This is a genomic window from Streptomyces parvus, from assembly GCF_032121415.1.
Taxonomy (GTDB): Bacteria; Actinomycetota; Actinomycetes; order Streptomycetales; family Streptomycetaceae; genus Streptomyces; species Streptomyces globisporus_A.
Genome location: NZ_CP135079.1, coordinates 2,750,505 through 2,768,765 on the forward strand (window position 1 = coordinate 2,750,505; position 18,261 = coordinate 2,768,765).

An 18,261-nucleotide genomic window follows, 5' to 3' on the forward strand; every position below is an offset into this window, starting at 1 on the left:
GCCACCTAGGAAGATTCACCCTTCCCGATGGATACCCAGCAGAATACTGCCCTCACCCGCGCCCTGGCGGAGGTTCCCGGACCTCTCCCCACCTCGGGCGTCATCCACATCACCCTCCCGCACACCGACCGCTTCACCGTCGTCGGCAACCACCTCGCCCAGCACCCCGACCTCAGCTGCACCGCCGTCGGACTCGCCGTACGCATCCAGTCGCTGCCCCAGGGGGCGAAGGTGGGCATCAAGGCGCTCGCCGCCCGCTGCACGGAAGGCGAGAAGCGCATCGCCGCCGCCCTGCGCGAACTCGAAGCCCACGGCTACCTGCGACGCGTCCGCGACCGACTGCCGAGCGGCCGGATCATCACCCGCACCGTCTTCTGCAACCGGCCCACCGCGCTGCTGCGCCCCCGCCACCCGGCAGTGGCACCACCGCAGCCCGCCAAGCCAGAGCCCGCGCCAACCGCTGAGGCTCCCGCGCCGGACCTGCCCGCCCCGCAGCCGGCACCACCGCAGGCCCCACTCTCCGTACCGCCCTCGCCTGCGCCGCTCTTCGTACCGCGCGTACCGCCCCCGACCGCCCCCAAGGCACCTCGTCGGCCGCTCCCCCGGCCCAGCGCACTCACCCCGGAGCTCGACCGCGCGGCCACCGCGTTCCTCAGCGATCTGCACCGACACGCACCCCAGTTCATGCTGTCCGAGGAAGACGTCCGTCGGCTGGTTCCCGGCGTGGCGGCCTGGCTCGAACGCGCAGCCTGTCCGGACGCCATCCGCCGCGTCCTCACCGACGACCCGCCGCACCCCCTCAAGCACCCGGCCAAACTCCTCACCTACCGGCTCACCGAGCTGCTCCCGCCGGCCCCTCCCGGCGTCGACGACCTCGCCGCGCTCGCTCGGCCGCGCATCACCGTCACGCCCTTCCAGACCTGCGACGACTGCGACCGCGCCTTCCGCTCCCCCACGCCAGGGCACTGCCGCGACTGCCGCGAAGACCGCGCCCGCCGAACCGCATACGCACAGGCCGCCGCCTGACCGGCCCCGAGCCGAGGTCACCGCATGCGCAGGGACTCCGCGACGGCGAGGGCGGACGGGGCGAGCCGCGGCTCGCCGTCCTCGATGTCCCAGAGGGCGTTCTGCAGCAGCCGCCCCAGCGTCCAGCCGGCGGCCCGTGCTCGGTCCAGGCCGAGGACATCGGTGAGCAGGTCGAACCGGCGGCGCACCACGCGCAGCGGCTCGCCCTTCGCGACGACGTCGTCCCACCGGCTGTCCAGGGCGGGCCACAGGTCGAACCCCGGATCGCCGGCGAGCGGTTCGGGGTCGATGGCGATCCACGGCTCACGCTGCGCGGCAAGGACGTTGTCGTAGTGGAGGTCCCAGTGCAGCAACCGGTCTCCGGGGTCGTCGGCCACTTCGGCGACGGCCGAGGCCCAGCCCCGCAGGTGGTGCCGGTCGGCCGGGTCGGTCAGATGGGTGATCGCCCGCGGGACCTGCTCCAGCATCGCGGCGGCGACGTCACCGAGGCCGCGCAGTCCCGGCGGTGCGTGGACCGCGACCAGCCGCGCGTGCAGTCCGGCGAGAATCCCCATCGCCACGTCGTCATCCTCGATCGACGCCAGGGTGCGGGCTCCGTCGAGCCGTTCCAGGAGCATGCTGCTGCTCGCGGGATCGTGGTCGAGCAGCCGGACCATTCCCTCGCCGTTCCAGGCGCGGAGCCCGATCAGGGCGGCGGTGGTCTCCGCCCTGGGCGGCTGGAGTCTGAGAACCGCGCGCGTGCCGTCGTGGCGCAGGACCGGCAGCACCAAGGATGCCTGCCCGGACCGGACAGCCCCGTCCCGCCGCAACTGCCAGCGCTCCAGCATGTCCGCGGTGAGGGACGGAAGTCCGGCGATCCAGGCTCTTCCCTCCTCTCCGAAGCTCGTGGCGTACGACGCCACCAGGGGTTGCGGGACCTCGTCGCCAGCCAACGCGTCGGGTGCTGTCACCGGTTCTCGCTCTCGGTCCAGCGGCCGGCCGTCGCGTGCCAGTCGCGGCGGAGGAGGCCGAAGACCCACGAGTCGGAGACGTCGCCGTTGACGACGCAGTCCTCGCGGAGGGTGCCTTCGAGGACGAAGCCGAGCTTCTCCAGGACCCGGGCGGACGCCACGTTGCGGGTGTCGGCCTCGGCCTGGACCCGGTTCAGGTCCAGGGCGTCGAACGCCCACCGCAGGACGGCATGCGCGGTCTCCGTGGCGTAGCCGTTGCCCCAAGCGGCGGCGTCGAAGACATAACCCAGGGACGCGCTGCGGAAATCCGGGTTGAAGCTCGTCAGGCCGCACCAGCCGATGAACGAGCCGTCGGAGACGCGCTCGACGGCCACCCGCGCTCCCGAACCCTCCTCCTCGATCCTCCGGCAGGTCGCCAGGAACCGCTGGGAACGGGCCGGATCGGTCCACGGCGGGGAGTCCCAGTAACGCAGCACATGGGCGTCGCTCTGCAGCGCGTAGAGCGGTGCCGCGTCGGCGTCGGTGAACGGCCGCAGGAGCAGGCGCTCGGTCTTCAGCTCAGGGGTGGGCAAGGCCATACGGGGCATCCTGCCGAGTGACCCCCGGTCCCGCCATTCGTTTTCCGACGGCGTCGGCCGTCGCGGACGACGACCAGCCGCACCAGCGGCTGGATCTCCGTACCGCGACTACCATCCCGGCCCATGACCATCTCCACGACCGGCGAGCGGGCCGGCGAAGACGCGTACGAGATCGACACCGACCCGGACCGCATCGACATCGGCCTCGTGCACCACTGGCTCTCCACCGACGCCTTCTGGGCGCTCGGCCGCAGCCGAGACCTTGTGGAGCGGTCCCTGCGCGGATCGCTCAACTTCGGTGTGTACGACGGCGAGGGGACGCAGGTCGCCTACGCCCGCGTCGTCACCGACCAGGCCACCTTCGCCTGGCTCTGCGACGTCTACGTGGACCCCGCGCACCGCGGGCGGGGCCTCGGCGTACGCCTGGCGACCGCCGTCCGCGACCACCTCGCCCCGTACGGACTCAAGCGGACCCTGCTCGCCACGCTCGACGCCCACGAGCTGTACGCCAAGGTCGGGTTCGCCCCCGTCCCCGACCCGCAGATGCTGATGATGCTCGGCCCGGCGACGTAGAGGCGCGGCCGGCGGAGCGAGCCCGCACTCCGCCGCCGCTACGTCCACTCCGCCACGGTCTCCCCGTCCTCCTCCACCCCCGTCGGCCGGAAGCCGAGCGCGGTGTACAGGTGCGCGGCCGCCTCGTTCTCCGGGGCGTACGAGAGGCGTACGGCGGTGCCGGGCTCGCGGGCCGACAGCCAGTCGGCCAGGGTGAGTACGGCGGCCCGGCCGATGCCCGCGCCCTGGTGGGCGGCGTCGATCAGCATGCCGCCGATCCAGTGCGAACCGTCCTCGTCCCGGGCCCACATGATGTGGCCGGTCACCTCGTCGCCCGCGAGGACCGCCAGGGAGTTCCAGGTGTCCTCGCGGCTGCTCAGGACGAGGTAGCGGGCGGCCAGGGCGGGGACCCAGTCGCGCTGGTCGTCGCGGGGCGCGCAGTCGGCGACGGCCCGCCAGTTGTCCGCGTCCACCTCGTGGAGGGTGACGGGGCGGCCGGTTCTGTCGGTGTGCTCGTGGTCGATCATCCGCGCAGGGTAGACCGCCGGGGCGGTGCCCGGCCACGGGGTTTACGGCTGCCCCATCGCCTGCCGGAAGCCCGTGTTCACCGCGAGGATCCCGCCGTCCACGCGCAGCGTCGTCCCCGTGATCCACGATGCGTCGGACGAGGCGAGGAAGGCCACGGCCGACGCGATGTCCTCCGGCGTGCCGATGCGGCCCAGGGGGTAGAGGGCCGCCGCCCGGGCCAACTCGGCGTCGCGGCCGGCCCAGGCGTCGGTGCGGATCGTGCCGGGGGCGACCAGGTTGACCCGTACGCCGCGCGGTCCCGCGTGGCCCGCCAGCGTACGGGTCAGGCTGGCCAGGCCCGCCTTCGCGGCGCTGTACGCGTGGCCGCCGAAGTCCTGTTCACCGTTGACCGAGCCGATGGTGACGATCGCCCCCCGGCCCGAGGCGACGAGGTGCGGCAGGGCGGCGCGGGCGCAGCGGAACGGGCCGGAGAGCGTGATGTCCAGATCGCGTTCCCACTGCTCGTCCGGCTCGTCCTCGAAGAGTTCGGTGTCCTCGCTCGCCGCGTACGCGTTGTTGACCAGGACGTCGAGCCGGCCGAACCTCTCGACCGCGTAGGCCACCGCCGCCTCCACCGCCGTCCGGTCGGCGACGTCGCAGGCGAGGGAGGCGGCGGTGCCGCCCGCCTCGCGTATCGCCGCAGCCGTGTCGGACGCGCGCTTCGCGTCCAGGTCCGTGACGAGGACCGAGGCGCCTTCCGCCGCCAGGCGGTGGGCTGTTGCCGCGCCGATTCCCTGGCCCGCGGCGGTGATCAGGACGCTGTATCCGTCGAAGCGCGTAGATGTCATAGCGCCGACCGTACTGCTCTGACCAGGGCCTGGGCACGGGGGTCGGCGGTGACTCCCTTCTGGAGGCCGTTGGTGACATAGCCGAGCGCGATGCCGGACTCGGGGTCGGCGAAGCCGAGGGAGCCTCCCCGTCCCGGGTGGCCGAAGGAGCCGGGGCCCAGCAGCGGGGCGGCCGGGCCGTGCAGCATGTAGCCCAGGCCGTAACGGGTGTTGACGACCAGGACCCGGTCCGGGCCGGCCGACTCCTCCGTGCGGGCCAGGGTGAGCGTGGCGGGGGCGAACAGGCGGCGGTGGCCGTCGACGGGGCCGATCATCGCGGCGTAGCAGCGGGCCAGGCCCCGGGCGGTCGCGATGCCGCCCGACGCCGGGAGTTCGGCCGCGCGGTAGGCGGGGTCGTTCTCGTCGGGGAACGGGTCGATCGCCCCGAACGCCCGCCGGGTGAGCGACTCCGGGTCGCGGTAGGCCTCGACGACCGAGCGTTTGGGGCGTACGCGCAGGGCACCCGACGCGGCGGTCGCGGCCGGGGGTTCCACGGGGCCGATGCGGCCGATGCGGTGGGCCTCGTCGGCGGGGAGCCCGAACCAGAAGTCGAGGCCGAGCGGGCGGGCGATCTCCTCGGCGATCCAGCGGCCGATGGTGCGGCCCGTGGCCCGGCGGACCAGTTCGCCGATCAGCCAGCTGTAGGTCTGGGCGTGGTAGCCGTGGTCGGTTCCGGGCTCCCACTGCGGGCGCTGCGCCGCCACGGCCGCCGGTCCGGAGACCCCGTCGGCGGCCTCGGCGGGGGTGAGGGTGCGGTCCAGGGCCGGGACCCCGGCCCGGTGGGCGAGGAGGTCGCGGACGAGGACGCGTTCCTTGCCGTTCGCCTTGAACTCCGGCCAGTAGGTGGAGACCGGGGCGTCCAGGTCCACCTGCCCGCGCTGGTGGAGGAGGAGCGGGACGGCGGCGGCGATGCCCTTGCCGGCCGAGCGGACGATCTGGACGGTGTCGACGGCCCACGGCTCGCTGCCGTCGACGTCTCTCGTACCGGCCCACAGGTCGACGACCTTGCGTCCGTGGCGGTAGACGGCGACGGCCGCGCCGCGGTCGCCGCGCTGCTCGAAGTTGCGGACGAAGGCGTCCGCGACCGGTTCGTATCCGGGGGCCACCGTGCCCCGGACGTCCACGGTCACGGCCACGCCCGTGGTCGCTGCCGCTTCCGTGCCGGATTCCGCTTCCGCGCCCGTACCCGTCGTGCTCACTCCCACGCTCCCGCTCATCCCTCCATGGTGCACGTCCCGGCGGGGTGTTCGGGGAGCGGGTCTCCGCGGCCACCGGGCTGTCACCATCTGTTTACGGCGCCGGAACGTCGACGGTTCCCGGGCCGAAGCCGCACGGCGGCTCCAGCCGGTGAGACCCCATCAGCTCCTGGTCGCGCAGCAGGTCCCGCGTGCGGTCGTCGGCGGCGATGAGGCCCTCGCTCAGCGTGGTACGGAGACAGGTGCGTCGATGGATCCACCGGGTACACGCACGGCAGGGACCCCGCGGCTGAGATGCACCCACGGTCGGTCACGGGGGACTCTCACCGTGCCACTTCCGCAAAATATGGGACATTAGAGGACAGAGCTACACATATAGGAGGAGCCGGCCTATGTCCCCTGTGATCGAAGAACACGCACGCGCCCGGCTCATCACCGATGGCCCGCTCACCCGTCCGGTCCCCGTCGACCTGCGCTACGACCCGGCCGACGAGCGGCGCACCGTCCACATAGGTCTGCCCGACGGCACCGACTGGGCGTTCGGCCGCGACCTCCTGGAACGCGGTCTGCGCACGCCGATCGAGCGCGGCGACGTCCGCGTCTGGCCCTGCGGCCGTACACAGCTGATCGTGGAGCTGCATTCGACGGACGGGGTCGAGGTGTTCCAGTTCGAGATCCGGACCCTGATCCGCTTCCTCGCCCGCACCCGTACGCAGACGCCCGCGGCATCACCGGACGCGGGCGGCGAACCGCGGCAGCCGTCCCGCACGACCCGTCCGGACCAGGGCGCCGACCAGGCGCGGGGCGCCCAGCCCGCTCACGGCTGAGCCGGCGGCGAGTCCGCAGGGGTGCGGAAAGCCCCCGTGCCGCTCGCACGGGGGCTTTCGCTGTGCCCCGGTCCCCGTCCCCACAGGTAACCGGCGCTTCCGGGGCCGCGCTCCGCTCAGACGCGGGCCCCGGAGTCTTCACCGTCCGGACGGGTCAGACGCGGACGAGCTCACGCTCACCCTCGCCGCCGCCGTCACCGGACCCCGCGGAACCGGACTCGTCGGTCAGCTGCTGCTGCAGCTTCTCGCCCTCCACGTCCACGTTGGGCAGCGCCCGGTCCAGCCAGCGCGGCAGCCACCAGGCCTTGCGGCCGAGCAGGGCCAGGACGGCGGGCACGATGGCCATGCGCACCACGAAGGCGTCGAAGAGGACGGCGATGGCGAGCGAGAAGCCGATCATCTTGATCATCTGCTCGCTGGAGCCGATGAAGCCGGAGAAGACCGCCATCATGATCACCGCGGCGGCCGTGACCACCCGTGCGCCGTGCTTGAAGCCGGTCACGATGGCCTGGCCCGGGCTCTCGCCGTGGACGTACGCCTCGCGCATCCGGGTGACGAGGAAGACCTCGTAGTCCATCGCGAGACCGAAGACCACACCGACCATGAAGATCGGCATCATGCTCATGATCGGACCGGTCTGCTCGACACCGAAGAGCGAGCCGAGCCAGCCCCACTGGAAGACCGCGACGACCGCACCGAGGGCCGCGACCACCGAGAGCAGGAAGCCCAGAGCCGCCTTCAGCGGGACGAGGATCGAGCGGAAGACCAGCATCAGCAGCAGGAACGCGAGCCCGACGACGAGCGCCAGGTAGGGCACCAGGGCGTCGTTCATCTTCTGCGAGAAGTCGATGTTCATCGCGGTGGCGCCGGTGACCAGGACCTCGGCCCCGGTGTCGGCCTTGATGTCCTTGCCCGCGTCACGGATGTCGTGGACGACCTCCTCGGTGGCGTGGGAGGACGGCCGGTCCTTCGGGATGACCACGATCGTCGCGGTGTCGCCGGCCTTGTTGAACTGGGCCGGAGTGACGGCGACGACACCGATGGACTCGATCTCCTCGGAGACCCGTGCGGCGGCGGCCTTGCCGTCGGAGCTGCTCTTCGTGTCGACGACGACCATCAGCGGGCCGTTGAACCCGGGGCCGAAGCCGTCCGAGAGCATGTCGTACGCCTGGCGCTGCGTGGTCGACTTCGGCTGGGCGCCGTCGTCGGGCAGGCCCATCTCCAGCGAGGCGGCCGGTACGGCGACGATGCCGAGGCCGAGGACGCCGACGAGCATGACCCAGACCGGCCGGCGCAGCACGAACCGCGCCCAGCGGGTGCCCATGTTCGGCTTGGACTCGGGGCTCTTCTCCGCCTCGGCGGCCTTGCGCGCCTTGCGGCCCATGATCCGCTTGCCCGCGAAACCGAGGGCGGCCGGGACGAGGGTGAGCGCGATGAGAACGGCGATGGCGACCGTGCCGGCGGCGGCGAGGCCCATCTTCGTCAGCATCGGGATGTTGACGACGGCGAGGCCCGCCAGGGCGATGACCACGGTCAGGCCCGCGAAGACGACCGCGGATCCCGCGGTACCCACGGCCCGGCCGGCGGCTTCCTCGCGCTCCCGGCCCTCCGCCAGTTCGGCACGGTAGCGGGAGACGATGAAGAGGGCGTAGTCGATGCCGACCGCGAGGCCGATCATCATGGCGAGGATCGAGGTGGTGGAGCCGAGGTCCATCACGCTCGCCAGCGCGGTGATCGTGGAGACCCCGATGCCGACCCCGACGAGCGCGGTCACCAGTGGCAGCCCCGCCGCGACCAGCGAACCGAAGGTGATGACGAGGACGATCGCGGCGATGACGACACCGATGATCTCGGCGGTCCCGGTGTGCGGCATGACCTGGAGGGCGTCGCCGCCGATCTCCACCTTCATCCCGCTCTTCTGCGCGTCCTTGCCCGCGTCCTCCAGGGAGTCCCGGGTCGCGTCGGTCAGCTCCATGGAGTTGACCTGGTAGGTGACGGAGATGTACGCCGTCGAGCCGTCCCGGCTCACCGCCTTCGCCTGGAACGGGTCGTCGACCTTGGCGATCTGCTGCGAGCCGGACTGCAGCTCCTTGACGATGCCGGTGATCTCGCGCTTGTTCTCGGCGTCGGTCACCTTCTCGCCGTCGGGCGCCTTGAAGACGACCCGGGCGGTCGCACCGTCGGCGCTGTTTCCGGGGTTGCGCTCTTCCAGGAGGTCGAAGGCGCGCTGCGCCTCCGTACCGGGGATCGAGAAGGAACTGGAGGGGGCGGTGGACGCGGTGGCCGCACCGATTCCCGCGACCGCCAGCAACGCCACCCAGATCAGGGCGACGAAGCCGCGGCGGCGGAAGGTGAGCCGTCCGAGTTTGTAGAGGAAAGTGGCCACGGGGGCGTACTCCCGGTCAGGTCGTATGAGTGGAAATTGGGCGTGAGGAACCAGCCCGACGACGAGAGCGGCGTGTCAGGTGGAGCTTCGGGGAGAGGGCCGTACAGGTGGGGCGGGGACGTCAGACACCGAGGGCGGGGAGAACCACGGAGTCCACGTAGTCGATGAGGAACGCCTGGTCCACAGGCTGGTCCTCGATCAGCTCACGGGCGGCCAGCGCACCGATCATCATGTGCACGATGTACTTCAGCGCCGGATTGTCCGCACGCAGTTCGCCCCGGTCCACCGCCCGTTGCAGCAGCTGGTCGAAACCGGTCATCTCCGGTTCGATCAGCAGCTCTCGCAGGGCCTTGAGCAGATCGGGGTACTCATGGATGGCATGGGCCAGACCCCGCATCAGCGCGGTGTCCTTCTCCATCTGGCAGTCGTCGGTCCGGCTCAGCGCGGCATGGAAATCACCGCGCAGCGAGCCGGTGTCGATGTCCGAAAAGCTCCCCGGCTTGTTGTGCCGCATCGCCTTGGCGACCAGCTCGGGCTTGGAGCCCCACTGGCGGTAGAGAGTGGCCTTGCTCGAACGGGTGCGGGCGGCGACGGCGTCCATGGTCAGGGCGTCGTAACCGACCTCGCGGAGCAGGTCGAGGACGGCCTCGTAAAGCTCGCCCTCACGCTCGGGGGTCAGCCTCGTGCGTGCCATCCGCCGGCCTCCTCCGCGCTCGTGTCTCCCTACCGACCAGCTTCGCTCAGCATCGAACGAAACCGTTTCGTACACCTGAACCGTACCCCCACCCTCCAGCGAAACGAAATCGTTTCGCTTGTGTCGTGCACCACAAGTTGCCCCCGGCTCCCCGCACCGAAACCATTGGGGGGTGAGTGACGACGTGGCGTATCTCCGTTTTCCGCACCTCCACCAGGACTTGCTGTGCTTCGCGGCCGAGGACGACCTCTGGGTCGCCCCTCTCGCCGCCGCGGGGCACCGGCCCGGACGCGCCTGGCGGGTGACCGTCGACCGGACCCGGGTCAGCCATCCCCGCTTCTCGCCCGACGGCACCTCCATCGCCTACACGACCTGGCGGACCCTGGACCCCGAGATCCACCTCGCCCCGGTGGACGGCGGCCCGGCGCGCCGGCTCACCTACTGGGGCTCGACGGACGCCCGGGTCTGCGGCTGGAGCCCCGATCCGGGCGAGACCTGCCAGATCCTCGCCGTCTCCTCGCACAACCAGCCGTTCTCGTACTTCTCCTGGGCCTACAGCGTCCCCACCGACGGCAGCCCCGGCGGCAGGCTCCCCTGGGGCCCGGTCTCCGACATCGCGGTCGCCGACATCGACGGCGAACGCCGCACCCTGCTGCTCACCGGCACGCCCCCGCACGAACCGGCCGCCTGGAAGCGTTACCGGGGCGGGGCCATGGGCCGCCTGTGGCTGCACGGCGAACGGCTGCTCCCGGACATCGACGGGCACCTCGCCAACCCGATGTTCGTCGGCCGCCGCATCGCGTTCCTCTCCGACCACCAGGGCGTCGGCAACCTCTACTCCTGCCGGACGGACGGCACCGACCTGCGCCGCCACACCGACCACGACGCCTTCTATGCCCGCAACGCCTCCAGCGACGGGCACCGGGTGATCTACCAGTGCGCGGGAGAACTGTGGCTGGTCGAGGACCTGGAGTCGCCCGACGCCACCCCGCGCAAGCTGGAGGTACGCCTCGGGGGCCCGCGCACCGGCCGCCGCGTCCACCAGGTGCCCGCCGCCAGCAACGTCGACTCGCTCTCCGTCGACGAGACGGGCCGGGCCAGCGCCGTCACCGTACGCGGCAGCCTCTACTGGCTCACCCACCGCGACGGCCCCGCGCGCACCATCGCCGACACCCCGGGCGTGCGGGTGCGGCTGCCGGAGATGCTCGGCAGCGGCGGGCAGGTCGCGTACGTCACCGACGCGGACGGGCCGGACGCGGTCGAGATCGCCTATCTGCCGCGCGCCAGCGGCGACCGTCCGCCGCGCAGGCTGGCCTCCGGACTGCTGGGCCGGGTCCAGGAGATGACCTCCGACCCGGACGGGAAGCGCCTGGCCATCGCCTCCAACGACGGCCGTCTGCTGCTCCTGGACACGGGCGAGGAGGAGGCCGGGGCGGAGCCCCTGGAAGCCGTGGAGAAGGCCCCCAGCGGCTCGACCCGCGCCGACCTGCACGCGGCCACCGGTGCGGCGACCCCGGACAGCGCCGTACCGGTCGACGAGCACCCCGGGCTCACCGAGCTGATCCGCTCGGTCAACGGCCCGGTCCGCGATCTGGCCTTCTCCCCCGACGGCGACTGGCTGACCTGGTCGCACCCGGGCGTCGGCCGGTCGCTGCGGCAGATCAAGCTGGCGCGGATCTCCGGCCCCGGCGCACCGGCGATCGTGGACGTCACCAACGGCCGCTTCGAGGACGAGAACCCGGTCTTCACGGAGGACGGCCGCTATCTGGCGTTCCTGTCGTGGCGCGGCTTCGACCCGGTGTACGACGTCCACACCGGCGACCTGTCCTTCCCGCTCGGCTGCCGCCCGTACCTGGTCCCGCTCTCCTCGGCGACCCCGTCCCCCTTCGCGCTCTCGCCCGACGGGCGCCCGGCGGCGGGCGGCCTGGACCCGGTGGACGTGCCGGAGGGCGGTACGTCGGAGGGGTCGACGGTGATGGTGGAGTTCGAGGGGCTGGAGAGCCGGGTGACGCCGTTCCCCGTCTCCGCCTCCAAGTACTCGGCGCTCGCCCCCGTGAGCGGCGGCGGTCTGGTCTGGCTGCGCTGGCCGATCTCGGGCGCGCTGGGCGAGACGTTCGCGAACCCGGCCGACATGTCGGGGCGGCCCACCCTGGAGCACTTCAACATCGCGAAGGCCCGCAGGACCGAACTGGTCGACCACCTCGACTGGTTCGCGGTCAGCGGCGACTGCTCGCGGCTGGTCGTGATGGACGACGGCGAACTGCGCGCCGTCCCCGCCACCGAACCGGGCGACGGCGACACCACGGTCTACCTCGACCTGCGCCGCATCCTGCACGAGGTCGACCCGGGGGCGGAGTGGCGGCAGGCGTACGGGGAAGCGGGCCGGATCATCCGCGACTACTTCTGGGAACCGGACATGTGCGGCATCGACTGGGACGGGGTGCTGGACCAGTACCGCCCGCTGGTCGAACGGGTCGCCTCCCCCGACGAGTTCGCGGATCTGCTGCGCGAGGTGCTGGGCGAGCTGGGCACCTCGCACGCGTACGTCTCCCCCGCCCGCCGCAACGAGGGCCCGCCGCACTACCAGCGGGCGATCGGTCTGCTGGGCGCCAACCTGGTCTGCCGGGACGGCGCGTGGATCATCCAGCGCATCCTGCCCGGCGACTCCTCGGACTCCAAGGCGCGTTCGCCGCTGGCCGGTACGGGGATCCGGGAGGGCGCGGTCCTCACCCATGTCGACGGCCGGCCGGTGGACCCGGTGGCGGGCCCGTACCCGCTGCTGACGGCGGCGGGCGGCACCACGGTGGAGCTGACCTTCTCCCCGGCGGGCGGCGGCCCCTCCCGCCGGGTGGCGATCATGCCGCTGGTCGACGAACGCCCGCTGCGCTACCAGGACTGGGTGGCCAAACGCCGTGACGTCGTACGGGAGTTGAGCGGCGGCAAGTGCGGCTATCTGCACATCCCGGACCTGGGCGGCTCCGGCTGGGCCCAGTTCAACCGGGACCTGCGCCTGGAGGTGGCCCGGCCCGCGCTCATCGTGGACGTACGGGGCAACGCGGGCGGCCACATCAGCGAGCTGGTCGTGGAGAAGCTCACCCGCACGATCCTCGGCTGGGACCTGACCCGTAACGCGCAGGCGGTGAGCTACGCCTCCAACGCGCCGCGCGGACCGGTGGTGGCCCTGGCGGACGAGGCGACCTCCTCGGACGGCGACATGATCACGGCGGCGTTCCGGCTGCTGAAGATGGGGCCCGTGGTGGGCCAGCGCACCTGGGGCGGGGTGGTCGGCATGACCGGCCGCCACCGGCTCGGCGACGGCACGTCGATCACGGTGCCGATGAACGCCGCCTGGTTCGACACGTACGGCTGGTCGGTGGAGAACCACGGTGTGGAGCCGGACGTGGAGGCCCTGCGCACCCCGCTGGACTGGGCGGAGGGCCGGTACGCGGTCCTGGACGACGCGGTCCGCCTGGCGCTGGACCTGCTGGCGGCCCACCCGGCGGCGACGCCCCCGTCGTACGACACGGCACCGAACCTGCGAAGGCCGCCGCTGCCGCCGAGGTGACGGCCGGTCACACCGGGCGGCATCCCCCGTGCGGGCGTGGTGTGCACCCGTCCGGGCGTCCCGGGCGGGCGCTCGTCCGCGGGCGGCGGACACGATGGAAGGGGCCGCCCACGTACGAGGGAGACGCATGACCGAGAACCGCTCGGACCAGATCGCACGCGGTCGGCCCGGGGAGGGCCCCGGACCGGCCCCCGCCCCGCCCGACCTGCGGCGGATCGGGGCCAACCCGGACTTCTGGTACCCGGTCGCCCTCTCCCGGAGCGTACGGAAGGAAGGGGTGGCCGCGGCCGTGTTCGCCGGGGAGCGCATCGCGCTCTACCGCGCCCGGAGCGGTGCCGTCCACGCGCTGGAGGACCGGTGCGCCCACCGGCAGGTGCCGCTGAGCATGGGCGTCGTGGACGGCGAGACGCTCCGCTGCTGCTACCACGCCTGGGCCTACCGCGGCGACGGCCGCATCTCGCAGATCCCCTACCTCGCCAAGGGCGACGCCCGGCCGCCGCGCGGCGTGCGCGCCTATCCGGTGCGCGAGGCGTACGGCCTGGTGTTCGTCTTCCCGGGCGACCCGGAGAAGGCGGCGGTCACCGCGCTGCCCGACGTTCCCGCCTTCGCCTCGCCGCAGTACAAGACGATGACGTTCTCCCGGACCGTGCGCTGCCACTACTCGTTCCTGCACGAGAACCTGCTCGACATGAACCACCAGTTCCTCCACCGGGGCGTGGTCGGCAAGCTCCAGCCGAAGCTGCTGGGGTACGAGAGCGGCCCCGCCTCGGTGGAGGCCCGCTACCTGTTCACCCACACCGGCGGCAAGCGCAACCGCAGCGCGAGCCTGCTGGCCGCCGAGGGCCTGGGCGGCCGGTCCTCCAGCGATGTCATGACCATCCGCACCGAGTACCCCTACCAGACGCTGGACCTGGTCCCGGAGAACGCCGACCACCCGGCGCTGCGCCTCTGGGCGGTGTACGTCCCCGAGGACGCGGAGCAGCGCGTCTGCCACGCCTACGGGCTGCTCATGATCGAGAAGCCCAGGGTCCCCGCCGCCCTCAACGTGGCCTGGCCGTTCATCCGGCACTTCACCGAACGGGTCTTCGCGGAGGACCGCATGGCCGTCGAAGCCGAACAGCGGGCGTGGGACGAGCAGGGCGAGGACCGCAACCACGAGGTCTTCTCGCTGATCCTGGACGTCCGCGACGTCCTGCGCGCCAACGGCGTCCCGCTCTAGGTCCGTCAACGAGAAGGAGGCGCACCCGGGAATCCGGGTGCGCCTCCCGACGCGACGCGTACGCACGCGCTGACCGCAGCACGTACGCGTCACACCTCAACGACCGTCAACGGTCAAAACGCTCGCGCGCCTGGTCCTTCGCGTCCTGGGCACGGTCCTTCATGCCCGAGGAGGAGTCCGACCGCTGGTCGCGGGCCCGGGAGGCCCGGTCCTGGGCCTGGTCCTTGCCCTGACCGGTCTTCTGCTTGGCCTGGTCGGCGAGCTCCTGCGCCTTGTCCTTGAACTGGTCTGCGATACCCATGCTGTTCACTCCTGTGGGATGCGTGGGACGGATGCGGGGGTGGCCCCAGCGGGGCCGTGCTCAGCGTTACACGACCCGACATCCCGCGCATTTCGGACCGTTACCCACCGTGAGGCGGGGCCTGTCCACCCCGTTACGCACGGTCCGAGCGCTCCGCACGCGCGTCCTGGTCCGCCGCGCCCCCGGCCCCCACCAAGCCCTTCGACACGGTGTGCAGGCGCGGTTCGAAGCGCCGCATCTCGCGCTGTCCGCCGAGCGCGATGACCGAGGGCAGGTAGCCCCGGACCGACTGCATCCCGCGCAGCCACCACTGGGCGTAGACGTGTGGGGAGCGCCGCGCGATACCGTCCACGATCCGGTCCACGGCCGGGCCGAGCGGGTAGGTGCGGTTCATCGGCCACGGCAGCCGCTGCCGCAACTCCCGCATCACGGAGTCCTGGTCCGCGCCGCGCACCATGTCGGTGTCGGTCCAGGAGAGGTAGCCGACGCCGACCTTGACGCCCTTGTGGCCGACCTCGGCGCGCAGGCTGTGCGCGAAGGCCTCGACGCCCGACTTGGACGCGCAGTACGCGGTCATCATCGGGGCCGGGGTGATCGCGGCCAGCGACGCTATCTGCAGGAAGTAGCCGCGGCTCTCCGTCAACACCGGCAGGAAGGCCCGCCCGGTGACCGCGCCGCCGATGAGGTTGACCTCGATGACCCGCCGCCAGGCGGCCGGGTCGGAGTCGGCGAACGGGCCGCCCGCGGCGACGCCGGCGTTGGCGACGACCACGTCGACCTTGCCGAACCGATCCTTCACCTCGCGCGCCACCTGGGCCATCGCCTCATGGTCGGTGACGTCGGCGAACCAGTGGTCGCTCTCGCCGTGCAGCCGGTCGGAGACCTGCTTCAGCTCGTCCGGCTCCAGGCCGACGAGCGCGAGGGTCGCCCCCCGTGCGGACAGCTTGCGGGCGAGCAGTTCGCCCACACCCCGGGCCGCGCCGGTGACGACGACGACCTGGCCCTCCAGATTCCGCTTGTCGCTCATGCGACATCCTCCTTCTCCGCCGTGGCGGACGCGCCCGTGGCGACGTACCGGATGACCAGCTCCCTGATTTTCGCCGACACGGCCTCCGGGGCCTCGACCGGCGTCATGTGTCCCATGCCCGTCAGCTCGGTCAGGCCGAGGCCGACCGGCAGGGCGTCCGCGATGGCCCGGGCGAGGACCGGCGGGGTCAGCCGGTCGTCCGTGCCGGCGATCACCGCGGTCGGCACCCGCAACGCCCGTACGCCGGCCACGAGATCCAGCTCGGCGAGCACATGGCCCCACCCCACCCGGGCGCGGCGCGGGCAGGCGTGCACGATACGGGCGCAGGCGTCGACCCGGTCCGGCGCCGAACCCCGCCCCATCGTGGCGTACTTGAGGATCTTCCTGGAGACCGGGTTCACCGGCCCGAGTGGGGCTTTCGCGCCCAGGACGGCGGTGGTGAGCCGGGTCCGCAGCACACCCGCGCGGAGTGGCAGGACCAGGGCCTCGGCGGTCAGCCGCGCACTGCCGGTGGAACAGAGCAGCACGGCTGCGGCGTGTTCGCGCAGTCCGGGACGGGAGGCCGCCGCCATCACCGTCATCCCGCCCATGGAGTGCCCGGCGACGACCGCCTTGCGGCCCGGGGCGAGCGTCGTGGCGAGGACCGCTTCGAGGTCGTCGGCCAGCGCGTTCGTGCTGTAACCGCCGGGTCCGGGCTCGGGGGAGAGCCCGTGGCCGCGCTGGTCGTAGGCGATGACGCGGTGGTCGGCGACCAGGTCGCGGATCTGGGCGTCCCAGAAGCGGGTGTTGCAGGTCCAGCCGTGGGCGAGGACGACGGCGGGCGCGTCCTCGGGGCCGTGCAGTTCGACGTGGATCCGCGCACCGTCGGCGGAGCGCGCGGTCAGCTCGGCGGCGGGCACGGGCGGGAGGGTGCCGCGGTGCAGGAGCCGGCTCATCGCGTGGCCTCCTCGGCGACGGGCCCCGCTTCCGACGCGGCGGCGGTCACGGTCTCGCGGTCGGTGCGGCCGGGCTGCTCGGGGACGCGTCCGGTTCCGACGGCCCTACGTTCACCGTCCACGACGCCGGCCCGGACGACGTCGTACTCCGCGAGGTCCACCGACCGGGTCTGGCGCCGGAACTCACCCGTCGTGCCCGGCCAGACGGTGGTGTTGCGGCCCGCCTCGTCCAGGTACCAGCTGGTGCAGCCGCCGGTGTTCCACACCGTGCGCTTCATCCGCTGCTGGACCTTGTCGTTCCACGCGGTGACCGAGGCGGACCGGGCGTCGAGCGCGGCGCGTCCGCCCAGCACGTTCAACTGGCGGAGGTAGTCGGCCATGTAGTTCAGCTGGGACTCGATCATCAGGATCATCGAGGAGTTCCCGAGGCCCGTGTTGGGGCCGATGATCGTCATCCAGTTGGGGAACCCGGAGGCGGTCGCGCCGCGCAGCGAGTTCATCCCGTCCTTCCAGGTCTCGGCGAGGGTGATGCCCTCCGCTCCGACGACCCGCTCGGCGATCGGCATGTCCGTCACGTGGAAGCCGGTGCCGAAGATGATCGCGTCGACCTCGGCCTCGGTGCCGTCGGCGGCGACGACCGTGGAGCCGCGTATCTCACTGAGCCCGGAGGCGACCACGTCCACATTGGGCTGGGCGAGCGCCGGGTAGTAGGTGCTGGAGAGCAGGATCCGCTTGCAGCCGATGCGGTAGTCGGGGGTCAGCTTGGCCCGCAGGCCCGGGTCCTTGATGGCCCGTGCCATGTTGGACTTGGCTATCTTCTCCACCAGACCCAGCTGGTCGGGGTGCTTGGTGAAGGCGCTGACCTGCAACTCCCTTATACCCCACAGCAGTCCGCGGCGCGCGGTGCCGGTGACGGGGACCGCCCGGTGGAGGGCGCGCTCGGCCTTGCTGATGGTGCGGTCCATGCGCGGCATGACCCACGGCGGGGTGCGCTGGAAGAGCGTGAGCTTCGCGGTCCTGGGCTGGATCGCCGGGACGATCTGGATCGCGGAGGCGCCGGTGCCGACCATCGCCACGCGCTTGCCGGCCAGGTCGTAGTCGTGGTCCCAGCGCGCGGAGTGGAAGACCTTTCCGGGGAAGGAGTCGAACCCCGGTATGTCGGGCATCTTGGGGTCGGAGAGCGGACCGGTGGCGGAGACGACGACGTCCGCGTGGAGCGTGGTCCCGTTGGCCGACTCGATCACCCAGTACAGGTTCTCCTTGTCCCAGCTCATCAGCTTCACCTCGTGGTTCAGCCGGATGTGCGGGCGGAGCCCGAAGGTGTCGGCGACGCGCTCCAGGTAGGCCCGGATGTGCTCCTGGCCGGAGAAGGTGCGCGGCCAGTCCGGGTTGGGCGCGAAGGAGAAGGAGTAGAGGTGGGACGGTACGTCACAGGCGCAGCCGGGATAGCTGTTGTCCCGCCAGGTGCCGCCCACCGAGCCGGCCCGTTCCAGGACGACGAAATCGGTGATGCCTTCGCGGCGCAGCCGGACGGCGGCCCCCAGGCCCCCGAATCCGGTTCCGATCACCGCCACACGTACGTGCTCCTGCTGGGCCATGCTGCCGCCTCCC

At 72.1% G+C, this 18,261-nt stretch carries 16 protein-coding genes; 5 read left to right on the top strand and 11 right to left on the bottom strand.

Features of this window, described 5'->3' with window-relative positions:
• Positions 1–27 precede the first annotated feature (27 nt).
• On the top strand, positions 28–1,026 hold the full coding sequence (locus tag RNL97_RS13200) for a hypothetical protein (RefSeq protein WP_243314219.1): 999 nt from the start codon (positions 28–30) through the stop codon (positions 1,024–1,026).
• A 17-nt stretch (positions 1,027–1,043) separates the two neighbouring features.
• On the opposite strand, the gene RNL97_RS13205 is transcribed toward RNL97_RS13200, so the two are convergent.
• Both RNL97_RS13205 and RNL97_RS13210 read right to left on the bottom strand, forming a co-directional pair.
• Positions 1,044–1,958 carry an aminoglycoside phosphotransferase family protein gene (locus tag RNL97_RS13205; RefSeq protein WP_279344460.1) on the bottom strand — a complete coding sequence of 305 codons (915 nt, stop codon included), beginning with the start codon at positions 1,956–1,958 and terminating at the stop codon, positions 1,044–1,046.
• 14 nt (positions 1,959–1,972) lie between these two features.
• Positions 1,973–2,554 carry a GNAT family N-acetyltransferase gene (locus RNL97_RS13210; protein ID WP_032766254.1) on the bottom strand — a complete coding sequence of 194 codons (582 nt, stop codon included), beginning with the start codon at positions 2,552–2,554 and terminating at the stop codon, positions 1,973–1,975.
• A 123-nt stretch (positions 2,555–2,677) separates the two neighbouring features.
• Between RNL97_RS13210 and RNL97_RS13215 the strand changes: the two genes are divergently transcribed.
• On the top strand, positions 2,678–3,127 hold the full coding sequence (locus tag RNL97_RS13215) for a GNAT family N-acetyltransferase (RefSeq protein WP_030588938.1): 450 nt from the start codon (positions 2,678–2,680) through the stop codon (positions 3,125–3,127).
• A gap of 38 nt (positions 3,128–3,165) precedes the next feature.
• Here RNL97_RS13215 and RNL97_RS13220 read toward each other — a convergent pair whose 3' ends face one another.
• From RNL97_RS13220 to RNL97_RS13230, 3 genes are read right to left on the bottom strand one after another with little or no spacing between them, the layout of a single operon-like run.
• Positions 3,166–3,633 carry a GNAT family N-acetyltransferase gene (locus RNL97_RS13220; protein ID WP_030588936.1) on the bottom strand — a complete coding sequence of 156 codons (468 nt, stop codon included), beginning with the start codon at positions 3,631–3,633 and terminating at the stop codon, positions 3,166–3,168.
• Positions 3,634–3,675: 42 nt separating this feature from the next.
• Positions 3,676–4,461 carry an SDR family NAD(P)-dependent oxidoreductase gene (locus tag RNL97_RS13225; protein WP_243314221.1) on the bottom strand — a complete coding sequence of 262 codons (786 nt, stop codon included), beginning with the start codon at positions 4,459–4,461 and terminating at the stop codon, positions 3,676–3,678.
• Positions 4,458–5,624, bottom strand: coding sequence for a serine hydrolase domain-containing protein (locus RNL97_RS13230; protein WP_030588929.1), 1,167 nt, complete (start codon positions 5,622–5,624; stop codon positions 4,458–4,460). The genes RNL97_RS13225 and RNL97_RS13230 overlap by 4 nt, the downstream gene beginning before the upstream one ends.
• Before the next feature lie 464 nt (positions 5,625–6,088).
• Here RNL97_RS13230 and RNL97_RS13240 point away from each other — a divergent pair, with 464 nt between their 5' ends.
• Complete coding sequence (locus tag RNL97_RS13240; RefSeq protein WP_030588926.1) at positions 6,089–6,523, top strand: SsgA family sporulation/cell division regulator; 435 nt, start codon at positions 6,089–6,091, stop codon at positions 6,521–6,523.
• A 154-nt stretch (positions 6,524–6,677) separates the two neighbouring features.
• Here RNL97_RS13240 and RNL97_RS13245 read toward each other — a convergent pair whose 3' ends face one another.
• Positions 6,678–8,909 (bottom strand): MMPL family transporter, encoded by a 2,232-nt coding sequence (locus RNL97_RS13245; RefSeq protein WP_313750718.1) that lies wholly within the window; start codon positions 8,907–8,909, stop codon positions 6,678–6,680.
• A gap of 121 nt (positions 8,910–9,030) precedes the next feature.
• Complete coding sequence (locus tag RNL97_RS13250) at positions 9,031–9,603, bottom strand: TetR/AcrR family transcriptional regulator (RefSeq protein WP_030588920.1); 573 nt, start codon at positions 9,601–9,603, stop codon at positions 9,031–9,033.
• 172 nt (positions 9,604–9,775) lie between these two features.
• On the opposite strand from RNL97_RS13250, the gene RNL97_RS13255 reads away from it, so the two are divergent.
• Together RNL97_RS13255 and RNL97_RS13260 are read left to right on the top strand one after the other, a co-directional pair.
• The gene (locus RNL97_RS13255) at positions 9,776–13,168 is read left to right on the top strand and encodes a S41 family peptidase (RefSeq protein ID WP_030588918.1); all 3,393 of its coding nucleotides are present in this window, start codon (positions 9,776–9,778) and stop codon (positions 13,166–13,168) included.
• A gap of 127 nt (positions 13,169–13,295) precedes the next feature.
• The gene (locus RNL97_RS13260) at positions 13,296–14,387 is read left to right on the top strand and encodes an aromatic ring-hydroxylating oxygenase subunit alpha (protein ID WP_030588915.1); all 1,092 of its coding nucleotides are present in this window, start codon (positions 13,296–13,298) and stop codon (positions 14,385–14,387) included.
• Between the two features lie 106 nt (positions 14,388–14,493).
• Here the strand turns inward: RNL97_RS13260 and RNL97_RS13265 are convergent, their stop codons facing one another.
• The 4 genes from RNL97_RS13265 to RNL97_RS13280 form a co-directional block, all read right to left on the bottom strand.
• Positions 14,494–14,688, bottom strand: a complete 195-nt coding sequence (locus tag RNL97_RS13265; protein ID WP_030588912.1) for a hypothetical protein — start codon at positions 14,686–14,688, stop codon at positions 14,494–14,496.
• Between the two features lie 133 nt (positions 14,689–14,821).
• The gene (locus tag RNL97_RS13270) at positions 14,822–15,715 is read right to left on the bottom strand and encodes an SDR family oxidoreductase (protein ID WP_243314223.1); all 894 of its coding nucleotides are present in this window, start codon (positions 15,713–15,715) and stop codon (positions 14,822–14,824) included.
• The gene (locus tag RNL97_RS13275) at positions 15,712–16,650 is read right to left on the bottom strand and encodes an alpha/beta fold hydrolase (protein ID WP_313750719.1); all 939 of its coding nucleotides are present in this window, start codon (positions 16,648–16,650) and stop codon (positions 15,712–15,714) included. The genes RNL97_RS13270 and RNL97_RS13275 overlap by 4 nt, the downstream gene beginning before the upstream one ends.
• The gene (locus RNL97_RS13280) at positions 16,647–18,248 is read right to left on the bottom strand and encodes a flavin-containing monooxygenase (RefSeq protein ID WP_243314225.1); all 1,602 of its coding nucleotides are present in this window, start codon (positions 18,246–18,248) and stop codon (positions 16,647–16,649) included. Before RNL97_RS13280 ends, RNL97_RS13275 begins: the two co-directional genes overlap by 4 nt.
• Between the last annotated feature and the right edge of the window lie 13 nt (positions 18,249–18,261).

Coding starts and splice junctions, on each gene's coding strand:
- RNL97_RS13250 (WP_030588920.1), bottom strand. CDS start 9,603: ATGGCACGCACGAGGCTGACCCCCGAGCGTGAGGGCGAGCTTTACGAG.
- RNL97_RS13275 (WP_313750719.1), bottom strand. CDS start 16,650: ATGAGCCGGCTCCTGCACCGCGGCACCCTCCCGCCCGTGCCCGCCGCC.
- RNL97_RS13210 (WP_032766254.1), bottom strand. CDS start 2,554: ATGGCCTTGCCCACCCCTGAGCTGAAGACCGAGCGCCTGCTCCTGCGG.
- RNL97_RS13260 (WP_030588915.1), top strand. CDS start 13,296: ATGACCGAGAACCGCTCGGACCAGATCGCACGCGGTCGGCCCGGGGAG.
- RNL97_RS13200 (WP_243314219.1), top strand. CDS start 28: ATGGATACCCAGCAGAATACTGCCCTCACCCGCGCCCTGGCGGAGGTT.
- RNL97_RS13240 (WP_030588926.1), top strand. CDS start 6,089: ATGTCCCCTGTGATCGAAGAACACGCACGCGCCCGGCTCATCACCGAT.
- RNL97_RS13225 (WP_243314221.1), bottom strand. CDS start 4,461: ATGACATCTACGCGCTTCGACGGATACAGCGTCCTGATCACCGCCGCG.
- RNL97_RS13280 (WP_243314225.1), bottom strand. CDS start 18,248: ATGGCCCAGCAGGAGCACGTACGTGTGGCGGTGATCGGAACCGGATTC.
- RNL97_RS13215 (WP_030588938.1), top strand. CDS start 2,678: ATGACCATCTCCACGACCGGCGAGCGGGCCGGCGAAGACGCGTACGAG.
- RNL97_RS13270 (WP_243314223.1), bottom strand. CDS start 15,715: ATGAGCGACAAGCGGAATCTGGAGGGCCAGGTCGTCGTCGTCACCGGC.
- RNL97_RS13265 (WP_030588912.1), bottom strand. CDS start 14,688: ATGGGTATCGCAGACCAGTTCAAGGACAAGGCGCAGGAGCTCGCCGAC.
- RNL97_RS13220 (WP_030588936.1), bottom strand. CDS start 3,633: ATGATCGACCACGAGCACACCGACAGAACCGGCCGCCCCGTCACCCTC.